Source organism: Sphingobacterium sp. UBA6320 (genome assembly GCF_002440335.1).
Taxonomy (GTDB): domain Bacteria; phylum Bacteroidota; class Bacteroidia; order Sphingobacteriales; family Sphingobacteriaceae; genus Sphingobacterium.
Map to the genome: position 1 here is coordinate 256,316 of NZ_DJTA01000008.1, position 23,201 is coordinate 279,516.

General features: G+C 36.5%; 18 protein-coding genes. 7 read left to right on the plus strand and 11 right to left on the minus strand.

Going from position 1 to position 23,201, the window contains the following annotated elements:
• The first annotated feature begins 90 nt into the window (after nucleotides 1-90).
• The 3 genes from dnaE to B3P23_RS04995 all read left to right on the plus strand — a co-directional run bounded on the left by dnaE (nucleotide 91) and on the right by B3P23_RS04995 (nucleotide 6,462).
• Complete coding sequence (gene dnaE, locus B3P23_RS04985; RefSeq protein WP_293924947.1) at nucleotides 91-4,515, plus strand: DNA polymerase III subunit alpha; 4,425 nt, start codon at nucleotides 91-93, stop codon at nucleotides 4,513-4,515.
• 110 nt (nucleotides 4,516-4,625) lie between these two features.
• On the plus strand, nucleotides 4,626-4,943 hold the full coding sequence (gene trxA, locus B3P23_RS04990) for a thioredoxin (protein ID WP_094772917.1): 318 nt from the start codon (nucleotides 4,626-4,628) through the stop codon (nucleotides 4,941-4,943).
• Nucleotides 4,944-5,151: 208 nt separating this feature from the next.
• Nucleotides 5,152-6,462 carry an ammonium transporter gene (locus tag B3P23_RS04995; RefSeq protein WP_293924949.1) on the plus strand — a complete coding sequence of 437 codons (1,311 nt, stop codon included), beginning with the start codon at nucleotides 5,152-5,154 and terminating at the stop codon, nucleotides 6,460-6,462.
• A 374-nt stretch (nucleotides 6,463-6,836) separates the two neighbouring features.
• Here B3P23_RS04995 and B3P23_RS05000 read toward each other — a convergent pair whose 3' ends face one another.
• The 8 genes from B3P23_RS05000 to B3P23_RS05035 all read right to left on the minus strand — a co-directional run bounded on the left by B3P23_RS05000 (nucleotide 6,837) and on the right by B3P23_RS05035 (nucleotide 13,854).
• A complete protein-coding gene (locus B3P23_RS05000) occupies nucleotides 6,837-7,493 on the minus strand; it encodes a DUF1345 domain-containing protein (RefSeq protein ID WP_094772916.1) in 657 nt (218 codons plus the stop codon).
• A gap of 2 nt (nucleotides 7,494-7,495) precedes the next feature.
• The gene (locus B3P23_RS05005) at nucleotides 7,496-8,314 is read right to left on the minus strand and encodes a hypothetical protein (protein ID WP_293924952.1); all 819 of its coding nucleotides are present in this window, start codon (nucleotides 8,312-8,314) and stop codon (nucleotides 7,496-7,498) included.
• 62 nt (nucleotides 8,315-8,376) lie between these two features.
• Nucleotides 8,377-9,369 carry an LLM class flavin-dependent oxidoreductase gene (locus B3P23_RS05010; protein ID WP_293924954.1) on the minus strand — a complete coding sequence of 331 codons (993 nt, stop codon included), beginning with the start codon at nucleotides 9,367-9,369 and terminating at the stop codon, nucleotides 8,377-8,379.
• Between the two features lie 53 nt (nucleotides 9,370-9,422).
• Complete coding sequence (locus tag B3P23_RS05015) at nucleotides 9,423-10,604, minus strand: THUMP-like domain-containing protein (protein WP_293924956.1); 1,182 nt, start codon at nucleotides 10,602-10,604, stop codon at nucleotides 9,423-9,425.
• Nucleotides 10,605-11,867 (minus strand): aspartate kinase, encoded by a 1,263-nt coding sequence (locus B3P23_RS05020; RefSeq protein WP_045756531.1) that lies wholly within the window; start codon nucleotides 11,865-11,867, stop codon nucleotides 10,605-10,607. It abuts the gene before it with no gap.
• A gap of 27 nt (nucleotides 11,868-11,894) precedes the next feature.
• Nucleotides 11,895-12,692 (minus strand): DUF3298 and DUF4163 domain-containing protein, encoded by a 798-nt coding sequence (locus B3P23_RS05025; RefSeq protein WP_293924959.1) that lies wholly within the window; start codon nucleotides 12,690-12,692, stop codon nucleotides 11,895-11,897.
• A 24-nt stretch (nucleotides 12,693-12,716) separates the two neighbouring features.
• Entirely contained in the window at nucleotides 12,717-13,169 is a 453-nt protein-coding gene (locus tag B3P23_RS05030; RefSeq protein WP_293924961.1) for a GNAT family N-acetyltransferase, read from the minus strand.
• Nucleotides 13,162-13,854: a YggS family pyridoxal phosphate-dependent enzyme gene (locus B3P23_RS05035; RefSeq protein ID WP_293924962.1), complete on the minus strand. Its 693-nt coding sequence runs from the start codon at nucleotides 13,852-13,854 to the stop codon at nucleotides 13,162-13,164. Before B3P23_RS05035 ends, B3P23_RS05030 begins: the two co-directional genes overlap by 8 nt.
• A gap of 73 nt (nucleotides 13,855-13,927) precedes the next feature.
• Here B3P23_RS05035 and B3P23_RS05040 point away from each other — a divergent pair, with 73 nt between their 5' ends.
• The 3 genes from B3P23_RS05040 to B3P23_RS05050 are packed head-to-tail and all read left to right on the plus strand — an operon-like array spanning nucleotide 13,928 to nucleotide 17,784.
• Entirely contained in the window at nucleotides 13,928-14,722 is a 795-nt protein-coding gene (locus B3P23_RS05040) for a DUF4296 domain-containing protein (protein ID WP_260949654.1), read from the plus strand.
• A 14-nt stretch (nucleotides 14,723-14,736) separates the two neighbouring features.
• Nucleotides 14,737-17,112: an endonuclease MutS2 gene (locus tag B3P23_RS05045; RefSeq protein ID WP_045756231.1), complete on the plus strand. Its 2,376-nt coding sequence runs from the start codon at nucleotides 14,737-14,739 to the stop codon at nucleotides 17,110-17,112.
• 15 nt (nucleotides 17,113-17,127) lie between these two features.
• Nucleotides 17,128-17,784, plus strand: coding sequence for an MgtC/SapB family protein (locus B3P23_RS05050; protein WP_293924964.1), 657 nt, complete (start codon nucleotides 17,128-17,130; stop codon nucleotides 17,782-17,784).
• 77 nt (nucleotides 17,785-17,861) lie between these two features.
• On the opposite strand, the gene B3P23_RS05055 is transcribed toward B3P23_RS05050, so the two are convergent.
• From B3P23_RS05055 to B3P23_RS05065, 3 genes are all read right to left on the minus strand, one after another.
• Nucleotides 17,862-19,265, minus strand: a complete 1,404-nt coding sequence (locus B3P23_RS05055) for an AMP-binding protein (protein WP_293924966.1) — start codon at nucleotides 19,263-19,265, stop codon at nucleotides 17,862-17,864.
• Nucleotides 19,266-19,275: 10 nt separating this feature from the next.
• On the minus strand, nucleotides 19,276-20,088 hold the full coding sequence (locus B3P23_RS05060; protein ID WP_293924967.1) for an SDR family NAD(P)-dependent oxidoreductase: 813 nt from the start codon (nucleotides 20,086-20,088) through the stop codon (nucleotides 19,276-19,278).
• 71 nt (nucleotides 20,089-20,159) lie between these two features.
• Nucleotides 20,160-22,076, minus strand: coding sequence for an ABC-F family ATP-binding cassette domain-containing protein (locus tag B3P23_RS05065; protein ID WP_293924968.1), 1,917 nt, complete (start codon nucleotides 22,074-22,076; stop codon nucleotides 20,160-20,162).
• Nucleotides 22,077-22,127: 51 nt separating this feature from the next.
• On the opposite strand from B3P23_RS05065, the gene B3P23_RS05070 reads away from it, so the two are divergent.
• Nucleotides 22,128-23,168: a quinone-dependent dihydroorotate dehydrogenase gene (locus B3P23_RS05070; protein WP_248753880.1), complete on the plus strand. Its 1,041-nt coding sequence runs from the start codon at nucleotides 22,128-22,130 to the stop codon at nucleotides 23,166-23,168.
• Nucleotides 23,169-23,201 lie beyond the last annotated feature (33 nt).

Consider the following 23,201-nt stretch of genomic DNA (forward strand, 5'->3'; position numbering starts at 1 on the left):
GTGGACTTTTTAAAGGTATTAATTTTAGTGTTTTTAAGAGGTTTATTTATTGATAGTTAGCTGTTTAGAAAAAGGATAAAGGAAGAAGGTATGTACATTATATTTGATACGGAAACAACAGGATTACCCAAACGTTGGGATGCACCAATTACAGATACTGACAATTGGCCGCGCTGTATTCAAATAGCATGGCAGTTACATGATGATATGGGTAACTTGCTGGAGCATGACGATTATTTGATTAGACCTGATGGTTATAATATTCCTTATGATTCGGAGAAGATTCATGGTATTTCTACCGAATTAGCTACTGAGCAAGGCGTTCCGATTCAAGAGGTGCTGGTAAAATTTAATGCTGCTTTGGCAAAAGCCAAATTTGTCGTCGGTCAAAACATTGGTTTTGATTTAAATATCATGGGTTGTGAATTTTACCGTTATGATGTGCAGTCACCTATGGGTGAAATGCCAATCCTAGATACCTGTACCGAAGTTACCGCAAGTTTGTTGCAGCTTCCTGGTGGACGTGGTGGACGTTTCAAATTACCTAATCTAACCGAACTTCACTCTTATCTCTTCGGTGAACCTTTTGCAGAGGCACATAACGCAACTGCCGATGTGGAGGCAACGACACGATGTTTCTTGGAGTTGATTAGGAGAGAAGTTTTTACTCCTGAGCAGCTGCAAACGGATACAGGTTATTTTGTAGATTATAAACAACAAAATCCTCATCCAATCCCAACTGTGGGTCTGAAGCATGTGAATCTAAAAGCTGCTTCCGATGCGATACGTCAACGTAACAAACCAAGTGGCGGTCAAGATGTGGTTATTGATCATGACGTACTGAATGATTTTGAAAATGCTGATTTTGCACATTTACATAACCATTCTCAGTTTTCGGTTCTACAATCAACGATCTCCATCAGCAGTTTGGTGGAAACTGCTGCTAAATATCGTATGCCTGCTGTTGCTCTAACGGATCATGGTAATATGATGGGTGCATTTCATTTTGTTGCGAAAGTTGGAGATCATAATAAGGCAGCTAAGGCCAAGAATGAGGAGTTGGAGGCCGCAGGAGAAAGTCCTACAGAGAAAATCATCAAGCCTATAGTTGGTTGTGAATTTTTTGTATGTGATGATCGTCTGGATAAAAAAAGAAAAGATAATGGTTATCAAATTGTCTTCTTGGCAAAAAATAAAAAGGGTTATCATAATCTTGCAAAAATGGCCTCTGTAGCTTATACAGAAGGATTCTATTATGTTCCCCGTATTGATCGAAAGGTTGTGGAGCAATATAAAGAAGATTTGATTGTACTATCAGGCAATTTGCAGGGTGAAGTGCCAAATAAAGTCTTGAATATTGGTGAAAATCAAGCTGAAGAAGCGCTGCTGTGGTGGAAAGAACAGTTTGGTTCAGATTTTTATATCGAAGTGATGCGCCATGGTCAGGAAGACGAAGACCGTGTGAATACAACGTTGGTGAGTCTGGCCCGTAAACATGATGTAAAACTAGTAGCCACTAATAATACATATTATATCAATCAACCTGATGCACATGCCCATGATATTCTACTATGTGTCAAAGATGGTGAGAAGTTAAGCACACCGAAAGGTCGTGGTCGTGGTTTTCGCTTCGGGCTTCCTAATCAACAGTATTACTTCAAATCTGCCGAAGAAATGAAGAAAATATTTAAGGACGTGCCAGATGCCATCATTAATATTCAAGAAATCGTCGATAAGATTGAGATCTTTACTTTGTATCGAGATGTTCTTTTACCTGCATTTGATATTCCTGAAGAGTTTCAGGTCGCCGAAGATCAGGAGGATCATGGTAAGCGGGGTGAAAATAAATACCTCAGATATCTGACTTTTGAGGGTGCTAAACGACGTTATAAGGATGGATTAACCGACGATATCATAGAACGTCTAGACTTTGAGTTGACTACAATCGAAAAAACAGGTTATCCTGGTTATTTTTTGATCGTGCAAGATTTCATAGCTGAGGCACGTAAGATGGGAGTTTCTGTAGGACCTGGTCGTGGTTCGGCTGCTGGGTCTGCAGTAGCTTATTGTTTGGGAATTACTAATCTAGATCCCATTCAATACGATTTACTATTTGAGCGTTTCTTAAATCCCGATCGTGTATCCATGCCCGATATCGATATTGACTTTGATGATGAGGGCCGAGGTCGTGTGATGCAGTATGTGATTGATAAATACGGTTCTTCTCAGGTTGCGCAGATTATTACCTATGGAACGATGGCAGCCAAATCGTCTATTAAAGATACAGCCAGAGTATTAGACTTGCCTTTACAGGAAGCCAATGAAATTGCAAAATTGATTCCAAATTTGAAGTTGTCGAAAATTTTCAATATGGATGAGAAAGCCTTGAAAGAGACTTTGCGAGCAGATGAATTGGAAGCCGTAAACCGTCTAATCGCCATGTCTGAAGGAGCTGGCTTAGAGGCAGAAACCATTAAACAGGCTCGTGTACTGGAAGGTTCTATGCGAAACACAGGTATCCATGCCTGTGGGGTGATCATTACTCCCGATGATATTACCAATTTTGTTCCGGTCTCCTTAGCAAAAGACTCCGATTTATATGTAACACAATTTGATAACTCGGTTGTTGAGTCCGCTGGCCTATTGAAAATGGATTTCTTAGGGTTAAAGACACTTACCCTGATTAAAGATACGGTGGCAAACGTCAAGTTGAGCAATGGCTTAGAACTGAATCCTGACGAATTTCCGATTGATGATCAGTTGACTTACGAGTTGTTCCAAAGGGGAGAGACCGTAGGGGTGTTCCAATATGAATCTCCTGGTATGCAGAAGCATATGAAGGATCTGAAACCTACTGTGTTTGCCGATTTAATTGCTATGAATGCACTCTACAGGCCAGGGCCGATGGAGTATATTCCTAGTTTTATTAAGCGTAAGCACGGAACAGAACCTATCTTATATGATTTAGATGCTTGTGAAGAGTATCTAAAAGAGACTTACGGAATTACGGTATATCAAGAGCAGGTTATGCTTCTATCGCAGAAATTGGCTGGATTTTCCAAAGGTGATGCCGATGTTTTGCGTAAAGCAATGGGTAAGAAGCAGAAGGCGGTATTGGATAAGATGAAACCTAAGTTTGTTGCTCAAGCTGCAGAAAAAGGACACAATGCCAAAGTGTTGGAAAAAATATGGACGGATTGGGAAGCCTTCGCAAGTTATGCGTTTAATAAATCTCACTCAACCTGCTATGCTTGGATTGCTTATCAAACAGCTTACTTAAAAGCGCATTTTCCGGCGGAATACATGGCTGCAGTACTCTCCAATAATATGAATGACATCAAGCAGGTCACATTTTTTATGGAGGAGTGTAAACGTATGGGGCTGGAAGTGTTGGCTCCTGATGTAAATGAATCTCATTATAAGTTTACTGTGAATGATCGGGGTGCTATTCGATTTGGAATGGGCGCTGTAAAAGGTGTTGGTGCAGGTGCGGTGGATACCATTGTACAAACGCGAGCATCTGGTCCTTATAAATCGGTATTTGACTTGGCCAAACGAATCGATCTGCGCGCAGCAAATAAGAAAGCATTTGAAAGTTTGGCTTATGCAGGTGGGTTTGATAGTTTTCAAAATATGCATCGTGCCCAATATTTTCATGCAGAAGATAATTCAACTGGATTGGAAAAAGCTATTAAGTTTGCTCAACGATTTAAAGAGAATGAAAACTCGGCACAAGTAAGTCTTTTTGGAGGCGATGGTGCAGCCGAACTACCTGAGCCTGTTTTAGCATCTTGTCCACCTTGGGGACTGATCGAGAAATTGAAATATGAAAAAGAAGTGATTGGAATTTATTTGACCAGTCATCCTTTAGATAATTATAAGTTTGAGATCAAGCATTTCTGCCAAAATAAAGTCAGTGATCTCCAACTGATCAATAAGGTGAAGGCTTCTGAGGTAGAAGAGGAAGTATTGCTGGATTTTAATCGAATCAAAAATAAAGAAGTCGTGATCGGTGGAATCATTGCGATGGCTAATCATAGGATTGCAAAGTCCGGTAAACCTTTTGGTTCATTTATTATCGAGGATTATTCCGATTCTTATGAAATCATGGTTTTTGGTGAGGATTATGTCAAGTTTAAGGGTTATCTGGAGGAAGGATATTTTGTTCAGCTTCGTGGGTTAGTGCAGGAAAGATTTAAGCAGGTAGGTAATTGGGGTTTTGAAATTAAAGGCATTCAATTATTATCGGATTTAAGGGAAAAAATGGCTAAAATATTTACAATTAATATTGCGCTACCTGCATTGAACGATATGTTCTTAGAAGAGATGAAGCAAGTATTGGACTCGAATGAGATCGAGGGTGTAGTTCCGAATTGTCAACTGCGTTTCAAAATTTGGGATCCGCAAGATGAAATTTCAATCGAAATGCCTGCTAAATTGAAGCGAATTAATTTGACAAATGAGTTTCTAGAAGCAATAGAGGGATTTGAAGGTGTCAATTACCGATTGAATTAAAAGAAGTCAATTTAATATTACACTTATATTACGTACATCTTTATTATATTTGTTCTTATAAAAGAGTAAATAATAATTAACAAATAACTTCGGTTAAAAAAATAAGAAATATGGCTTTAGAAATTACAGATAGCAACTTTGAAGAAGTTGTTTTGAAATCGGACAAACCAGTTTTAGTTGACTTTTGGGCAGAATGGTGTGGTCCATGTCGTATGGTAGGTCCAATTGTGGAAGAATTGGCTAATGATTACGGTGATAAGGCAGTAATCGGAAAAGTGAATGTAGATGAGAATCCAGAAATCTCAGTTCGTTTTGGAATTCGTAATATTCCAGCTTTATTGTTCTTTAAGAACGGTGAAATTGTTGATAAACAAATCGGAGCTGTTCCAAAATCAGTATTAAGTGAGAAATTAGAGAAGCAATTTTAGTTTTATTGTATAAATCTTGTTAAAAGGGTGAATTTTTTAAATTCATCCTTTTTTTTGTGCTATATATTTCCATATTTATGTATTTTTTAGTCATTTCATTTTTATAATTTCATTTGACATCTATTTTTTTTGATTTTTTTTAAAAAAAATATAGGTTTTACTATATTTTTTGATTTAATTTGGATGTTGATTAATAAAAATAGAAAAAATGATTAAAAAAACAGCTATTCCTTTTTATTTTATGTTAGCTATAGTGCTGTTGTCGCTATTTCTCCCTTCTTTGCCTAAAAATAGTGGTAATTATGAATATAATGGTGCTGATGTCGCGTGGATGCTGACTTCAACAGCCCTCGTTCTTATTATGACGCCTGGTTTAGCCTATTTTTATGGTGGAATGGTCAGAAAAAAGAATGTAATCTCAACCATGTTGCAAAGTTTTATCTGTATGGCTGTTGTTAGCGTGATTTGGGTGGTATTTGGATTTAGTTTGGTATTTGGAGATAGTGTTGGAGGTGTTATTGGTAATCCTATGACGTATTTTATGTTTCATGATGTTCTAGATGGGAAGCCTTGGGTTGGGGCGCCAACGATTCCGTTTGCTTTATTTGCTATGTTTCAATTGAAGTTTGCTATTATTACTCCAGCGTTGATTACGGGTGCTTTTGCAGAGCGAATTCGCTTTACTTCCTATATATTATTTATCTGCTTATTTTTTGTTTTTATTTATGCACCTCTTGCTCATGCCACTTGGCATCCAGACGGATTGCTGTTTAAATTGGGTGTTTTGGATTTTGCAGGTGGTACTGTCGTGCATATGTCAGCCGGACTAACAGCACTTGCATCGGCTATTTATTTAAAACAAGGTCGTGAACCAGGACATCATACGCCAGCCCGTATTACTTATGTGCTCTTGGGTACAGGTATGCTCTGGTTTGGTTGGTTTGGTTTCAATGCAGGTTCAGCATTTTCAGCTTCTAGTCTTGCCTCAACGGCATTATCGACAACAATGACAGCTTCGTCTGCTGCGGCACTCACTTGGATTTTCTTTGATGCTGTACGGGGGACAAAACCTTCAGCCATGGGAACTTGCATTGGGCTTGTTGTTGGGCTGGTTGCTATTACCCCAGCCGCAGGATTTGTAACAGTTCCACATTCTTTAGTTATAGGTGCTGTCGCAGCTATCGTCAGTCGCCTTGTGGTAGATTGGCGTACACGTTCTAAAGTGGACGATACATTAGATGTTTTTCCTTGTCATGGAGTAGGCGGAATCGTTGGAATGATTTTAACGGGTGTATTTGCTCACAAACAGATCAATAGTGCTGTTGAGCATAATGGTTTATTTTACGGTGAGGTTGGTTTATTTCAGGCACATATGATTGGTCTGTTTGCCTCTTCCGCTTTTATTTTGATTGTTGCTTTCTTATTGTTGAAAATAACAGATCTGATTTCACCTCTTCGCACATCGGAAGAAGAGGAATTGATAGGTATGGATATTTCACAACATGCAGAAAAACTATAAAGAATCCTTTCAATTCCCTTTCAATTATGAACGCACAACATCGCTCGATGTGTGCGTTCTTTTTTATTTGACGACTTCCAGCTTAAGTAAATCGATGTCCTGATATTATGAGTGATCGTAATGGTCAAATTTTCTGTCCGACTTTTATTTAATCTCAAAAAACTGACATCACTATTGTTATTTTTTCAAATTAATTGACCGTATTCTACTAATTGAACGAGATCGTCGTTTTTTTGTATGTCAACTTTTTTTGCAATAAAATGGACCTAAATAATGGTTATTATAGGTATTCTTTGTCTTTTTCACGCACTTTGTATGTCTAAAATTAGACAATATTATTATTGTATGAGCGACTATTGCTCTTTATACCATTATTAGTGGATTAATCCAGAAATAATATTAATGGTCAAAGCGACTACAAAAGTATTTAATGCAAAAGAAAGCAGACCATGAAATAAAACCACTCTTCTGATCTTTCGTGAAGAGACTTCAATATCAGATACCTGAAAGGTACAACCTAAAACAAAAGAAAAATACGCAAAATCTACATAATCTGGTTTTTCGTTTCCTGGAAAATCTAGACCTTTCCCTTCAGATCCCTCAGCATAATACAGATGGGCATAATGAAAGACATAAGTCGTATGTACTAAGAACCAAGAGCTGATAATGCTCAAGACACAGATACTAATACTTAAACCTTTGGACATATTAGTTCCTGGGTCTGCTATGATGATGAGCAGTACTGCGAACAGACAAGTGAAGCTGGCTAGTAGAATAAAAATAGAAACAAATAATCTGCTGCCGTCCTCAGAAGCTGCTTTTTTAACGATAAGAGCGACAGGCATTCGGTAGAAAATATACCACGATAAAGCAATGTAAGTAAGACAAAATGTAATCCAAAAGAGCAGAGTGAGCATGAGCAAACCGATGTCATACTGATAGCTAATTGTTGTCGTGATCATACCTGTAAAAAGCGAGATTAAGCTTTTTAGTATCGGATTGGAATCTTGAATAACTTTTTTTATTTTCATCGTTAGCAATCAAATTGGACATCTTGCTTATAGCTACTTTTATCCAGATCGTTATCTTTTACTTGAGATGAAAGAATAAGCATAATGCTGTTTTCTTCGTAATCGGTAGGGGTTGAAATAATAAAATCAAGTTTTCCATCACGATCGATATCTCCTACAAATAATGTCTTGATAAAAGTGTCATTAAACTGTTCAGCTTTGAACATGTTCATTTCAGAATTTCCGTTGACTGAACATGTTAATTTATAATTTTTAACGTCGTGAAAGATTTCCTCGTGGTTTTGATCATTGGTTTGAATATTGGTTCCTACAATGTCACCATATCCTTTTAATAAGTATTTCTGGTTGTTAAAATCATACAGAACAGTTTCTTTAGGCCATATTTCAGCTTTGGTGATCTTTAGGTTTTCAATTTTTCCTGCTTTTAAAAAAGGGAAGTTGAGAAATAGGATGGAATTTCTTTTTGAAATTATTCCTTTCGTAGGTACTCCCGCACATTCACTGAATCCATCTTCTATTTTATAATCGACCTTTGCAAGGTAATATTCCCCTTTTTCCTCATAAAGATCTAGCCATCCTTCATTTAATATTTTTTCAGGATCTTCTGAATACTCGTCCATCCGATAGGTATCTATCATGAATATGGATGCTTCATTACTGGGAGAGGTTTTGATGCTTGGACTGTTCACCGCATTGGTGTCGCTGCTTGTTTCGATAGCAGCAGTGTCATCAGGAGTTGTTGTCTTATTAATCTGGTTCTGGTTTTGACAGGATTGAAAAATAAGTGTTATAAATAGTGCTGTCAGGCTTAAATATTTCATCGTGCATTATAATTTGAATAATTAAATATAGAAATTATAATGCACGATGTAAATAAACTTTCTTAATCTGTTAACGCTTCCTTCAGAATACGGAATGAATCAAGGCATTTTTGATCATCATAAATATAAGATATGGCCATAAGTTCATCTATTTGCAGCTTTTCGATAAACGGTTCCAATTCACGTCTGATGGTCTCTTTGTCTCCTATGAAGCTACAGGACAACATATTGTCAGCCGCCTGCTCGATACTAGGAATCCCTTTATAGATCACTTCAAATGTGGGAGGAGATAGGGGGGCTCTAGTATTAGTCAGGATACCTGCAAATAAATTTTTTACACTTGTTGATTGTAATTCTGCTTCTTCTGTTGTTTTAGCCGCTATAACATTGACACAGACTATAAAATATGGTGCTGAAAGACTTGCCGACGGTTTGAAATTTTGATGATAAATCTCACTTGCTTTTGCTAGTTGAGCAGGTGCAAAATGGGCAGCAAAAGCATAAGGTAAACCTAGACTAGCGGCTAGATAAGCACTATCAGTACTTGATCCTAAGATATATAAAGGCACATTTAAGCCCTCAGCCGGAAAAGCACGGACTTTTGAATCTGCATTATCGTCACTGAAATACTGTTGTAGTGCAGCTACGTCTTGTGGAAATTGATATGCCGTATTGAAATTATTGCGGCGGAGTGCCATAGCCGTTTCCTGATCTGTACCAGGTGCACGACCTAATCCCAGGTCAATACGATTCGGATATAAAGTTTCCAATGTTCCAAATTGTTCTGCAATGACTAAAGGAGAATGGTTTGGGAGCATAATACCTCCTGAACCGACCCGAATACTTTTTGTATTGGCAGCAATATGTTGAATCACTAAGGATGTAGCAGAGCTAGCTATATACTCCATATTATGGTGTTCTGCTACCCAGATTCTTTTATATCCTAACTGCTCAATATGTTGCGCTATTTTTATGGTTCTGTTGTATGCTTCTGATGTTGTGCAACCTTTTTTGATTGGCGCAAGATCTAAAGCTGATAAAGCAATATTTCTCATAAAATAAAATTATAGTTTATTTTACAGAACTATGTAATGATAATGTCGCTTTACTATTTTCGTGTCGCGTGGATGACAATTAGCTCATCTGCAGCGTCAGTTATAAAAAAACTATGTAACTCGCCGCCGTCAGTGATCTTAAATTTTTTCTTCAGCACTTCGGTTTTCAAAGGAAAATTTTTAGCAACAGCATTTGTTTTTAATTTCTCTTTAGATTTTTTGAAGATGGAAAACGGAATGACTTCGGAAATTTCATAGATTTTTCCTAAAAAATCCTCATCATAAATATCAGACGTGTAGAGATGTGTATGTTGGTGTATTTTTTTGAGATTAAAGGCTTTTGTAATACTCTTAAAAGCGCCAGCTTTAGTGAGACACACATCAGGTTCGTAAAGGTAACGCAGTGGCTGCGAAAAGCAAACTGCTGTATCAGCTTCTTCTTGTTGAGTAAAAGAAAATTGTTGGATTTTCTCCCCAAAAATTCGGACAGCAGTGATATTGGGCTCACCTACGAAATCTTTTTTTTGTACAAATAGCAATTCTTTACAGTCATTTTGAAGGCTCACCACGTAGATATCTTTGACATGATGCAACTCTGATCGTGCTGCAGTAATATCCAAAAGAGGAGCTACCTTAGTGATGATATGATCTGCCCGCTGCAACAACTCTTGTTGCAATACTACGATATTGGGTTCGCAGTCACTTAGCATAAAAACCTTTTGTTGCGCTACTCTTCTTGACGGGTCGATATAGATGTAGTCTATCTTAAGGTCCTTATTTTCAAATATAAATTTCACTCCATCTGAAGCAATTATATCTATATTATCGGCCTGTAATTGCTTCGCATTATACTTCGATATGGCTGCAAGTTCGGTATTAATTTCACAGGAGATGACTTTTTGAGCTCCTTGAGCAAAATAGTAGTCATCGACCCCAAAGCCACTTGTGATATCGATTAATGTCTTATTAGGTTCTATTAGCGATGCTTTAAAGCGCGCAGTCTTCTCAGAAGAGCACTGTTCTAAGTTTAGCTTATCGGGATAATAGATACTTTCAGTTTGTGCCCAAAGAGGTATTTTTTTTCGACAGCGCTGTTTTCCATCTATCTGTGAAGCAAGTTCAGAGGATGTTATACCTTCAAAAGGAGATTTTTTTAATGCCAGTGAAGCTGAAGATTCATGTTCATGTTGATGTATAAAATCTTGAACCTCCCTTTGAAGGATATGTATATTCATTTATATTTTTTTAACAAGGAGCTGACATGTATAGGTATCTTTCAATTCGCTTATCACTTCTTTATTGACCAAGACACGATTGATCGTTTCTTGATTGTAATAGCGTATTGTGATTAATTCTAAACCTGTTTCAATATTTACCTTAAATTTCTTTTTCAATTCCTCCAAGACATCAATAATGTTTTGTCCAGTATCATCAACAGCTACTGAAAAATTAATAGCACTATTATGCATCATATTAAGTTTGATTCGAAATTGATGAAATAAATTAAAAATATCACGTAAATTATCTTCTACTATAAAAGAAAAGTCACGTGGTGATATAGAGATCAATATTTGATTCACTTTAAAGATAAAAGAAGGTACCGGTAAGGATACATTTGTACTTTTGATCTTCGTGCCGGGTACTTCTGGATTTAAAAAAGAGCGGACATTCAATTGAATATTTTTGTTCTGTAGCGGTTTAATTGTTTTTGGATGAATGACAGTCGCTCCATAATAAGTCAACTCAATGGCATCGGTGTACGATAATTCGGGTATAAGCTCCGTTTTCTCAAACCATTTGGGATCTGCATTTAAAACACCAGGTACATCTTTCCAAATGGTAACATGCTGCGCATCGAGACAAGCTGCAAATATAGCTGCAGAATAATCTGATCCTTCACGTCCTAATGTCGTTGTGAAATTTTCTGAAGTAGAACCAATGAAACCCTGTGTGATACCTACATATTCTTGTAGGATATGTGGAATCTCTGCTTGAATGATAGCCTCTGTTTTCTCCCAGTTGACTTGTGCTTCGGTGTAGGTATTGTCGGTCATGATATAATTCCGAGCATCCAGCCATTTTGAATTTACGCCGATATGATTTAAATAAGCAGCTAATATTTTAGAAGAAACGATTTCCCCTGTAGATACGATTTGGTCAAATAGATAATCAAAAGAATCTTGCGGTTCTTCTTCCAATATCCATTCAATTTCAACAAAACAATTCGCGATTTCATCAAAGATAGGATGATTGTGGTCTTCGAATAGATCTGACAAAATGTTAAAGTGAAATACTTTAGCCTTTTCTAACATTTCAAAAGCTTCACCGGTGTTGTGGTAATATGCTTTAGTTACATCTTCTAATAGATTGGTTGTTTTACCCATTGCCGAAACAACGACTAATAAAGCCCCTACTTTATATTTAGAAATGATATATGCTGAATTTTTTACACTTTCAGCATCTTTGACTGATGCGCCACCAAATTTAAAAACTTGCATCGATATGATTTACGTTGAGGTTGATTGCTAATTAATACTATTGATATATGTCAAGCCCTTGTTTGAAATCAAGTGCTTAATATCTTTATATGGAACTTCTAGGGTTGTATTTCCCCCAGAGTAAGGTTTTATTTCATATACATTGTAATAGAACAGCAGGCTTTCTTTTGTTAAAGCAAAATTATTCGCAAGTGTGAAATTGCCTGATTCAAAAAAGTATTTGTCATTTAAAGATTCTGTCATCGATAATTTTTCCAATTTGCGAAAATATTTTTCTGCAATTTTAGTCAATTCTTTCTGATTTTTCTCATCGACAATATCAACAAGCGTTATTTTTTGATCTGTTTTGATATCAAAATGATTGAACAAGGTGAAATGATCGCCATGGGCTCCACCCGTATATTCGGTTTGATTAGTTTCTATACTGATAAACCTAGGCGTATTTTGATAAACTTTGGCGTGAAGATCTCTAAACCAAGTAGCAGAAGACTGTCCGTTATTTTCTTCTACATACTCATCGTAAGCATCCACAAATCTCTTCGCTGCAATATGTATTTCAGAGTCACCTTCTAGATTAATGGAATGGCTCAATAAGCTATTGATCATTGTATCTTTAAAAGCTGGATATCTTGCTTTAAAAAATGTGGTATCGATCTTTTTACCTTCTTTTACAAAAAAGCTACTATACCTATGCACTTCCTTCATATCATAATGGAGCGTATCACCACTAACTCTTTGTGCTGTTTCTCCTTGCTCACTTGTACAGGAAGTACTGCCCAATAAAGTAAATATAATATAGAGGTATAAATAGTGTGCTGGTTTCATGTAACTTAACCGTTCTTTTATCTTTTAATATGTGATTGATACATTAATCCATGCTGCATCGAAGTCCGCTTTATATTTCTTGTAGAATTGAATTGCAGGTTCGTTCCAGTCTAGGACCTGCCATACCATGCCGTGATATCCTTGGGATTTACCTAAATTAAGAGTTTCTTCGAAAAGTTGTTTGCCAATTCCATAGCCACGCATACTTTCTGTCACAATCAAATCCTCAAGATAGAGCCTTCTTCCTTTCCAAGTGGAATAACGAATGTAATATAAGGAAATTCCTACAATTTTCTCGTCAACTTCTGCAACAAAAGCTCCCCAGACAGGATTTTTTCCAAATCCCGCATCTAGAAACTCTTCCATAGAGACAGTTACCTCATCGGGTGCTTTTTCAACTACTGCAAGTTCACGAATTAATTCGAGCATCCTCACACCATCTGCTACAACAGCAGGCCTAATAATAGCTTTAGTCATTATTTTTGAAATGTTTGATTACACGTTTGCCAAAAATGGTGCTACCTAATCTGATCATGGTTGATCCTTTCTCTATCGCTAATTTATAATCCGATGACATCCCCATGGACAATGTATCAAAACTTTCATTTTTACGGTAGAAGCTTGCTTTAATCCCATCATAAAGTGACTTTAATTCATAAAACTCTTCTTTTATTTCCTTTTCATTTTCCGTATTTGTCGCTATACCCATTAAACCTCGGATGTTAACATGTTTTAAAGCTAAAAATTCTTCATCACGCAACATTTCAATCAATTCGGCATGATCAAAACCAAACTTTGTATCTTCCTCAGCAATATGTACTTGAAGTAAACAATCAATAACACGTTTGTTTTTAGCAGCTTGCTTGTCGATTTCTTTTAAAAGTTTGAGCGAATCCACAGCATGGATAAGCGTCACGAAAGGAGCGATGTATTTAACTTTATTGGTCTGAAGATGACCAATCAGGTGCCATTCGATATCTTTTGGCAAGGATTCGTATTTTTCAACCAGTTCTTGTACTAGATTTTCACCAAAAACTCGCTGCCCAGCTTCATACGCTTGCATGATATCTTCATTCGGTTTTGTTTTTGATACAGCGACTAGTTGAACGCCGAGCGCTTTAACTTCTAAATTAATCGCTTCTAGGTTGCTTGCAATACTCATGATAATTGTATATTTAAGAATTCAAAGGGTGCCAAATGTCAGCCCTTTTTATAAATTTGTACAAAATTACGAAATGCAACGATTAATACTGAATGTACTTGCTCTGATTTTTTTATTTGTTTCTTGTAAAAGTACGAATGAGAAAGATATTATCCCGAAAAAGGATTTTGTGAAGGTCTTGACTGAGATTTATATAACAGACTCTTATTTATCAACATTAGATGCTGATAGTGCAAGGAAAGTTATTTTTCCACTTTATGACAATACTTTTAAGAAGTTCGATTTAGACTCGACTACTTTTAAGAAAAATTTATCTTTTTATGCGAGTGATGCCGAGTCGATGAATAAGATATATGAAGAGGTTGGGAACAACTTAAAAAAGATGAATGAAGGATATATCAAGGCAGATCAGTCTAGGATGGATTCTGTACGCAGAAAGGATTCTATTCGGACGGCACTCTTTCAGGATAGCTTAACGCGTGTAAATGACTTTATTGCTTTATATGAACGGCAAAAGAAATTGATTTTGAACTACAAACCGGATAGTACAAAGTGGGATTACAAAAAGGCATCTCAAGATTTTTATGATCAGACAGGATTAAAGGGGAACCTGAATTTGGGTACATTTCTACTTAAACATATTCCACCTCCAGTAAAATCGTCGATTGATTCGACAGCTGTACCGAAAGTAGAAGCTAAGTCTATTCGTAATGATCAAAGACCTGAAATGGAATCTGTAAAGGTTTCGGAAAATGTACCTGTGCGTACTGATATTAAGGAGGTGAAAAAACCGGAGAAACCTCCTGTACTATTGGATGCAAAATCCAGTCAAAAGCTGGAAATTTTGCCTCATAAACCGGTTAAATAAATTTTAATTAAAACATGATTTATCCTAATAACGCAAGTGATAAACTCGGTTTTGCCGAGATAAAGGAATTGATAAAACAAAAATGTATCAGTGAGTCGGGGCGTGATTTGGTTGATAAAATACAACCACAAACTCGATTTGACCAAATTGATAAATTTTTACGTCAAACTAACGAATTTAAACATCTACTGACCAGCGATGATGCATTGCCGGTAGATCACTTATATCCCATTCGCGCTTTGGTCGAAAAAGCCAAAGTAGAAGGTGCTTTTTTAATGGAAGAGGAGTTCCATCGTGTGCTGCTTTCACTAAAAACTGTGTATGCCATTATCCGTTATTTTAATGATCGCCAAGGGCAATACCCTAATTTAGAATTATTATTTGAGCACTTGCCCATTGAAAAGCAGATTATCCGTGATATTGAAATGATTATTGATGATCGGGGGAAAATGAAGCATAATGCTTCACGTCTGTTGTTAGATCTTTCTCAAAGCATATTAAAGGCTGAGCAAGAGGCGCGCAAGCGAATTGATATCATTTTTAAGAGTGCACAAAATAGTGGCTGGACAGCTGATGGCAATCTGACGATACGTGATGGTCGCTTATGCATTCCTATTCTAGCGGAGAACAAGCGCAAAGTTAAGGGCTTGATTCATGATGAATCAGCTACTGGACAAACTGCTTATATTGAGCCAGAAGAAGTATTTCACCTTAATAATAAGGTGAGAGATTTGGAGTTCGAACGCAGACGTGAAGTAATCCGTATTCTTGTTGAATTAACAACTAAACTACGACCACATATACCTCTGATGTTGGCATACGACGGATTGCTCACTAAGGTCGATTTTGTCCGATCTAAGGCTTTGTTTGCATTAGATATTGAAGCTGAAATGCCTGAGTTATCAAAAGAAGCAGAAATCAATCTGGTCAATGCTCGTCATCCGTTGTTAACATTGAATGCTCAGCATGACCGTGGTACAATTGTTCCGCTGAATATAAAGATTGACGAAGTACAACGTGTTATAGTCGTATCTGGCCCCAACGCAGGAGGTAAGTCAGTTTGTATGAAAACGGTAGGATTGATGCAGCTGATGCTTCAATCAGGACTATTGATACCAGCAGATGCCAATTCTAAGGTGGGTATATTCAAACAAATATTTGCTGATATTGGAGATGACCAGTCTATCGAAAGTGATTTAAGTACCTACAGTGCCCATTTATCAAAAATGAAGTATTTTACCGAGTTCGCCACTGCGCGCACCTTGGTTTTGATTGATGAATTTGGTACAGGAACTGACCCGCTCTTTGGAGGTCCTATCGCAGAGGCTGTGCTGGAGGTATTGAATAAAAAGAATATTCGTGGTGTGGTAACGACTCACTATTCCAATTTGAAAGTATTTGCAAATCAAACAACTGGTTTAGAAAATGCATCCATGCTATTTGATAATGTAGCCATGAAACCTTTGTATATTTTACAAATCGGAAAGCCAGGAAGTTCATATGCTTTTGAAATCGCTCAAAAAATTGGACTGAATAAAGAGATTATTCATTTAGCAAAACAAAAGGTCGGTACTCATCAAAAAAAGGTGGATACGCTGTTGGTTGATCTAGAGCGGGAGAAGAAAGAAATATTTGATACTAAATCCGCAATCACAAAAAGAGAAAAGGAATTGATTCGAATAAAATCAGAATATGAAGAACTTCAAAATTATTTGGAGGAGAATAAAAGGACGATTCTAAAAAAAGCTAAGGAAGAAGCACAGCTACTGTTAAAAAATTCAAATAAATTAATTGAAAACACGGTATCCGAAATAAAATCTGCACAAGCTGATAAGGAGAAAACAAAAGAAATCAGAGCAAAGCTAGACAGTTCTTTTGCTACGATTCTTCCTAAAGATAAAAAGGTGGATAAAAAGCCTGTTACTGTTGCAGATCTTACAGAGGAAATTGCTGTTGGCGATTGGGTCAAGATTATTGATTCTGAAAACGAAGCTGTAGTATTAGAAATTGCTAAAAACAATCTGATTTTGGCGATGGGAGAATTGCGAACAGTCCAAAAACGTAAGAATGTCATTAAATTAGCGGGTAAAGACTTGAAAAAAGCAGCAAGGGCTGGTTCTAAGACATTATCGGCACATGCTGTAGCTGATTTTAATCCGGAGATTGACGTTCGTGGTATGCGAACTGAGGATGCCCTATATGAGCTTGAGAAAGTATTAGATAGAGCAGTAATGATTGGTTATCCTTCTTTGAAAATTATTCATGGCAAGGGTGATGGTATTTTACGTAAATTTATTCGTGACTATTTGAGAAAGTATAGTCATATTTCCAGATTTGAAGATGAACATCAGGATCGTGGAGGTGATGGTATAACATATGCCTATTTATAATATTCTTCGATTGCTATGGACTCTTTGCTAAGTTTTTTTGATAATCAATATATCTGGAATGTACTGGTATCCATATTTTGTGGTGCCATTATTGGTTTTGAAAGGGAATATAGAAATAAGGCGGCTGGATTTAGAACCATCGTATTGATCTGTTTTGGATCAGCCGTTTTTACTGTAGTTTCTAAAATGATGGGGGGCAGTGGAAGTGACGATCGTATTGCCGCTAATATTGTTACAGGTATTGGTTTTATTGGTGCTGGTGTTATATTTAAAGGAAAGCTATCGGTCAAAGGTTTGACGACATCTGCGGTTATATGGTCGACCGCCGGCCTTGGTATGATCGCTGGAATCGGAGAAACAAAACTCGCTTTGTTCTTCACCTTTTTTATGGTGATTATTTTATCCTTATTTCAAGAAATTGAACTGATGTTATCACGATATTACTTAATACGTACCGTCCATGTTCGATTTGTAGACTGTGACTTTGAGCATGTTGCAAACTTTGAAAATGAAGCCCATACATTTAAGGTCAAATATAATCGGAAAACAATTGAAAAGCTGGATGGCGAGTTGGCTATTATTTACGATTTATCTGGAAAAATGGAAGATATCAATAAATTCAATGAAAGGTTGATCCATTTTAATCCGGTGAAGGAATTTTATTATAATTAAACAATACGCTGATTTTTAGGTTGCAGATGAAGAGCTTTTTATTCAACAATCATTTGAAGGTTGTTCTATATTTAAGCTTATTTAAAGCTATAATCAACAGATTTCGGTTGTAAATATTTTGGAAAAGTTTTTTCTAGCCAATTTTTAAAATCATCTTGATCAAATACAGCATCATTTTTTAATGTAAGCTTTAATCTTAATTCAGGGGTTAAAATCTCATTCTTGTAAATGATCACTCTGGCCTCAATTATAGATGGATATGCAGTAATCTTTTTAGCAAGTTCATCACCATGTACAACATGTCCTCCGATATTACTCGAATCGTTCATGCGGCCTAGATAATATAATAAACCATTTTTATCCATTCGAATAAAGTCACCCGTGCTGAGATATTGCCGTTTAGATCTATCCTGTATCCAAGGGCACCTTATTTGAAGTTCCTGATTTTCCTGTAAACGGTATTTGATACCTTTTAGGAATCGGCCGATAGTGCTGTTGTTCATTATTAAATCTTGTTGGGTGGCGATACTGCATATACCTAACTCTGTCGTGCCATAAAGGTTGAAGATTTTGGTGGTCGGGTATTGATTTAGAATAAAAGATACCCACGTCGGTTCAAGCTTATCCCCACCTGAAATCAGGCATTTACAAATACCCAAAGCTTGATAATCTGCGGCGATAATTTTAGTCATCATAGCAGGCAAGATAACTAAACAGTCGATACGATTGTTGATGATGGATTGAGCGATGACTTTTGAACTAAACTTTCCTGTGAAGTGGATATCTTGTTTGAGAAATAGCCCTAATACTAAACTTGCGAGACCATAGCCATGATAAAAGGGAACAGTGATCTGACAGGATGAATAACGAAGTAATTCTAATCTGGAAATCAGTTCAATAAATGGATTCCATATTTTAGTAATATTAAGCTTGCGTTCTACAGGACTTGGCATATTGGAAGTTCCTGTACTTAAAATAGTTATTTTTCCATTATTACGTTTAAATCTTTTTGTTGCTACATGCGGATTATATGAATTTATTTCATCAAAAGAATAACAGTTCGATTGCCTATTGATATTTTTTAACCGCTGTATATGATCTGTAATAATCAATGTCGATCTATAATTTTGTAAAATAGTTTCTAATTGATTTTCAGATAGGTGAGGGCTGATGATAACAATTTCTTTTGTCAGGGCCGAGAGTGCAAATAAGTATTTTATAAAATCAAAGCTATTATCAGCTAAAAGCACAACTTGATCATCAATTTGATTCGAATGAAATGTTCTTAATTTTTCAATAACAGAAAATGAGTCATGATACAATTGCGCATAGTTAATCTTGCGATTACCATCATTCAAATAACTGTGTTCTGAATTTCTTACAGATTTTAATAGTGTAAAAAGATTAATGCCAGATTTGAAAGTGTGCCATATTGATTTTATTAGCTGTTTTGAAAAACTGAATTGCTTTTTTAATACCATGATAACCTGATTAGAATCTATCCCAAAATTTCCGAATAAAAAAGCCAATTGTAATGGGAAAAATAGCCCACCACGGTCTAGAATAACTAGATGCACCCATCAAAAGTTTCAAAATACGTAACGCTGCTTCATTTCTCTCCATTGCAGGCATATTTTGATACGTCACATTAGGGGTAATCATTTTTGTTTTTACCAGTGGTAAATATATGGTCTTCAACCGAATATTCATTTTTCTCCATTCCGATTGATTCGATCGACAATATTGATCGAAAGCTGTTTTTGATGCCTGATAAGCTGCCCATTTTTCTATTGGCAATAGCAATACATTTAAAGCTGAAACATTTACAATCTGCCCACATTGTTTTGATAAAATAGGAGTAATGGCCAATGTTATTTTTACAGGTGCTAAATAATTAAGCGCATTTGTTCGGGTAAAATCGTGATAACGGAATAATGAATGTTGCAGTGAGCGTTGGATCGATTTACCAGCATTGGAAATAAAGATGTCGATCGGTGTTTGTTGCGTGCGGATATGCTCAATAAGTTGATCTACCTGTTCTTCTTGATACAGGTCGGCAACAAAGATCGAAGCAGTTGAATTGTGGTTTATAATAATTTCTGCAACCTCATCTAATCGCTTTTTAGAGCGACCGACAAGGATTAAATGGACATTAAATTTTGAAAAGAGTAATGCACATGCTTTTCCAATACCATCGCTTGCTCCGGTTATTAAAATTGTTTTTCCTCGGAGGAATGCGCTAGCTTTCCCTTCATTCAAAAAAACCTTCGGGAAGATGATACTTTCAATCCAGTTGATATTCACAATACTAAGATAAAAAAAAGGTATACAATAAAGCTTGTCTATTGTATACCTGATATCTTAATTTTCGATTATTAGTCTTCTAATTCCATGATTTCTTCCGCGAGTTCTTCCCAATTCTTTTGCAATTGCGTTAATTCTGCTTTAGAAGAGTTATAGTTACGCGTGTATTCTTGTAGTTTAATCGTATTTGAATAAATTTCTTCTTTTGCTAAATCTATTTCTAAATTTTTGACAATAAGTTCTTTTTCAACCACCTTTAACTCTAATGCAGCGAGCTCTTTGTTCTTTTTACTGATCAATTTGAATTTATCATCAGTAGGAGCAACTTTGACTTTTTTAGGTTCCTCTACAACTACTTTCTTCTCTACTTTTTTTTCTTCAGGTTTGATTATCCGTTTCGAATTCCAATCCTCAAATTCTTGGTAAGTTCCTGGATATTCTTTGATCTGTTTATCTTCGATATACCATATTTTGTTGGCAACGTGATCTAGAAAATACCTATCGTGCGATACAACGATCAAAGTACCTTCAAATTGCTGCAGTGCTTGGATCAGAATATTGACCGATTGCATATCCAAGTGATTGGTAGGCTCATCGAGGGCTAAGAAGTTGGCATCAGCAGTTAATGCTTTTGCTAGGGCGACGCGAGATTTTTCACCCCCGGAAAGGACCTTAATCTTTTTGAATGCATCATCACCAGAAAATAAGAAACAACCTAAAATGGAGCGCAGTTCGGTGTCCGTATGTTTTGGAGCAAATGCTTGCATCTCCGCGATAATGCTATTTTCTAAGTGTAGAGCCTCTAACTGATGCTGCGCAAAAAACGTTTGAGATACATTATGACCATGTTCAGATTTTCCTTCATAATCTGGATCTGCACCTGCCACAATACGTAATAAAGTAGATTTACCTTTACCATTAGCACCAATCAGAGCAATCTTATCACCCTTTTCAATGATTCCCGCCGTATTTCTTAAAATTTCTAGATTAGGATATGCTTTAGACACATTTTCTAGAGTAACGACATGTCTTCCGGATGGTTTTGAAAATTTGAAGCTGAAGTTTACTGTTGGATTATCATCATCCACATCTTCTACTTTCTCCATTCTATCCAAAGCTTTAATACGAGATTGTGCCATCTTCGCTTTCGAAGCTTTCGCGCGGAAACGTTCGATAAGACGTTCTTCTTGTTTGATTTTGGCCTGTTGGTTCTTGAATTGACCAGCCTGAATCTCACTTCTTAATGCTTTTTCTTCTAAATAGAAACTGTAATTACCAGCATAAAGTGTTAACTTCCCTTTACGTGATTCTACGGTTTTTTTAATAATACGGTCTAAGAAGTACCTATCGTGAGAAACAATCACGATAGCACCTTCAAATCCCTGTAGGTAGTTTTCTAACCATTTGATGGAAGGTAAATCCATGTGGTTAGTTGGCTCATCCAGTAATAAGATGTCTGGAGTTTGCAATAAGATTCTGGCCAGCATGACACGCATGCGCCATCCACCAGAGAATGTTGCTAAAGGACGTTTTTGCTCATCTTCTGAAAAACCTAGTCCCGCTAAGATCTCATGCGCACGAAATTCGATACTGTAGCCGTCTAAAGCTTCAAATTCCATTTGCTTATCACTTAGTTTATTTAGAATATCGTCAGAATAATCTGTTTCTAATTTTTGGAGTAGATTTTCTATTTCTGAATGTAACTGATTTTGACGTTCAAAAGCCTCCATCGCAACATGTAAAATACTTTTATCAGAATGATAAGATAATAAATCTTGGTTTAAGTATCCAATCTTTAAGTCCTTAGCCATCGATATACTACCTGAGGTAGGTGTGTATTGTCCTACTATCAATCGCAATAATGTTGATTTACCAGTACCATTTGCACCAATTAGACCTACTTTATCTCCAGGTTTAATATGCCAGTTGGCCTCATCATACAATGCGCGAGAGCCTATTTCGAATGTTAAGTTATTTATTGATATCATTTCGATTGCAAAAGTAATGAAATTTCTTCTTCTTTGTCTACCTTTGTGTATATGTACAAGCTGGTAAAACCTATTTTCTTTTCTATGGATCCCGAATCTGCTCATCATACGGTGACAGGGGGATTAAAAATGTTCTCAAAAATTTGGGGTGCAAAAAAATTATTAAGTAATCTCTACACTTATGAAAATCCAAATTTAGCACGTGAAGTATTTGGTCTAAAGTTTAAAAATCCTGTTGGATTGGCTGCTGGATTTGACAAGAATGCGGAGTATATCACGGACATGGCTAACTTCGGTTTTGGTTTTATCGAGATCGGCACGGTTACCCCTAGACCACAACCTGGAAATGATCAACCTCGTATGTTCCGTTTAATCCCAGATAAAGCATTGATCAATCGAATGGGCTTTAATAATCAAGGTGCTGATGTTGCGGCCAACCGGTTGAAACATCTATCTGTAGAAGATCGAAAAGGATTACTGATCGGTGGAAATATTGGTAAAAATAAGCTAACACCTAATGAACAAGCGGTAGATGATTATATCTATTGTTTCAATGCGCTGTTTGATTATGTTGATTACTTCGTTGTCAACGTAAGTTCTCCCAATACGCCAGGATTACGGGATTTGCAAGAAAAAGAGCCGTTAAAACATATTTTAAATACACTTCAAAATCTCAATGAAAAGAGGGAAAATAAGAAACCAATTCTTTTAAAGATTGCTCCGGATTTGACCGATAGTCAATTGGATGATATTGTAGAAATCGTTCAAGAGACGGGTATTGCAGGTGTAATTGCGACTAATACGACGATCTCTAGAGCAGGATTGCGTAGTGATGAAAATTTAGTAAAAGAGATGGGAGGAGTCAGTGGAGCACCATTAACCAAGCGCTCTACAGAAGTGATTCGTTATTTGTCTAATAAGTCAAACCGGTCATTTCCAATAATTGGAGTAGGAGGTATACATTCTGCTGCCGATGCAATTGAGAAAATGGATGCAGGAGCAAGCCTTGTGCAGATTTATACCGGCTTCATTTACGAAGGACCTTCATTGATATCTAATATTTGCAAAGGAATTGCTCAAGCTGGAAAATAAAATTTGAGTTTAATAAAAAAGAGCGGTCTTCGC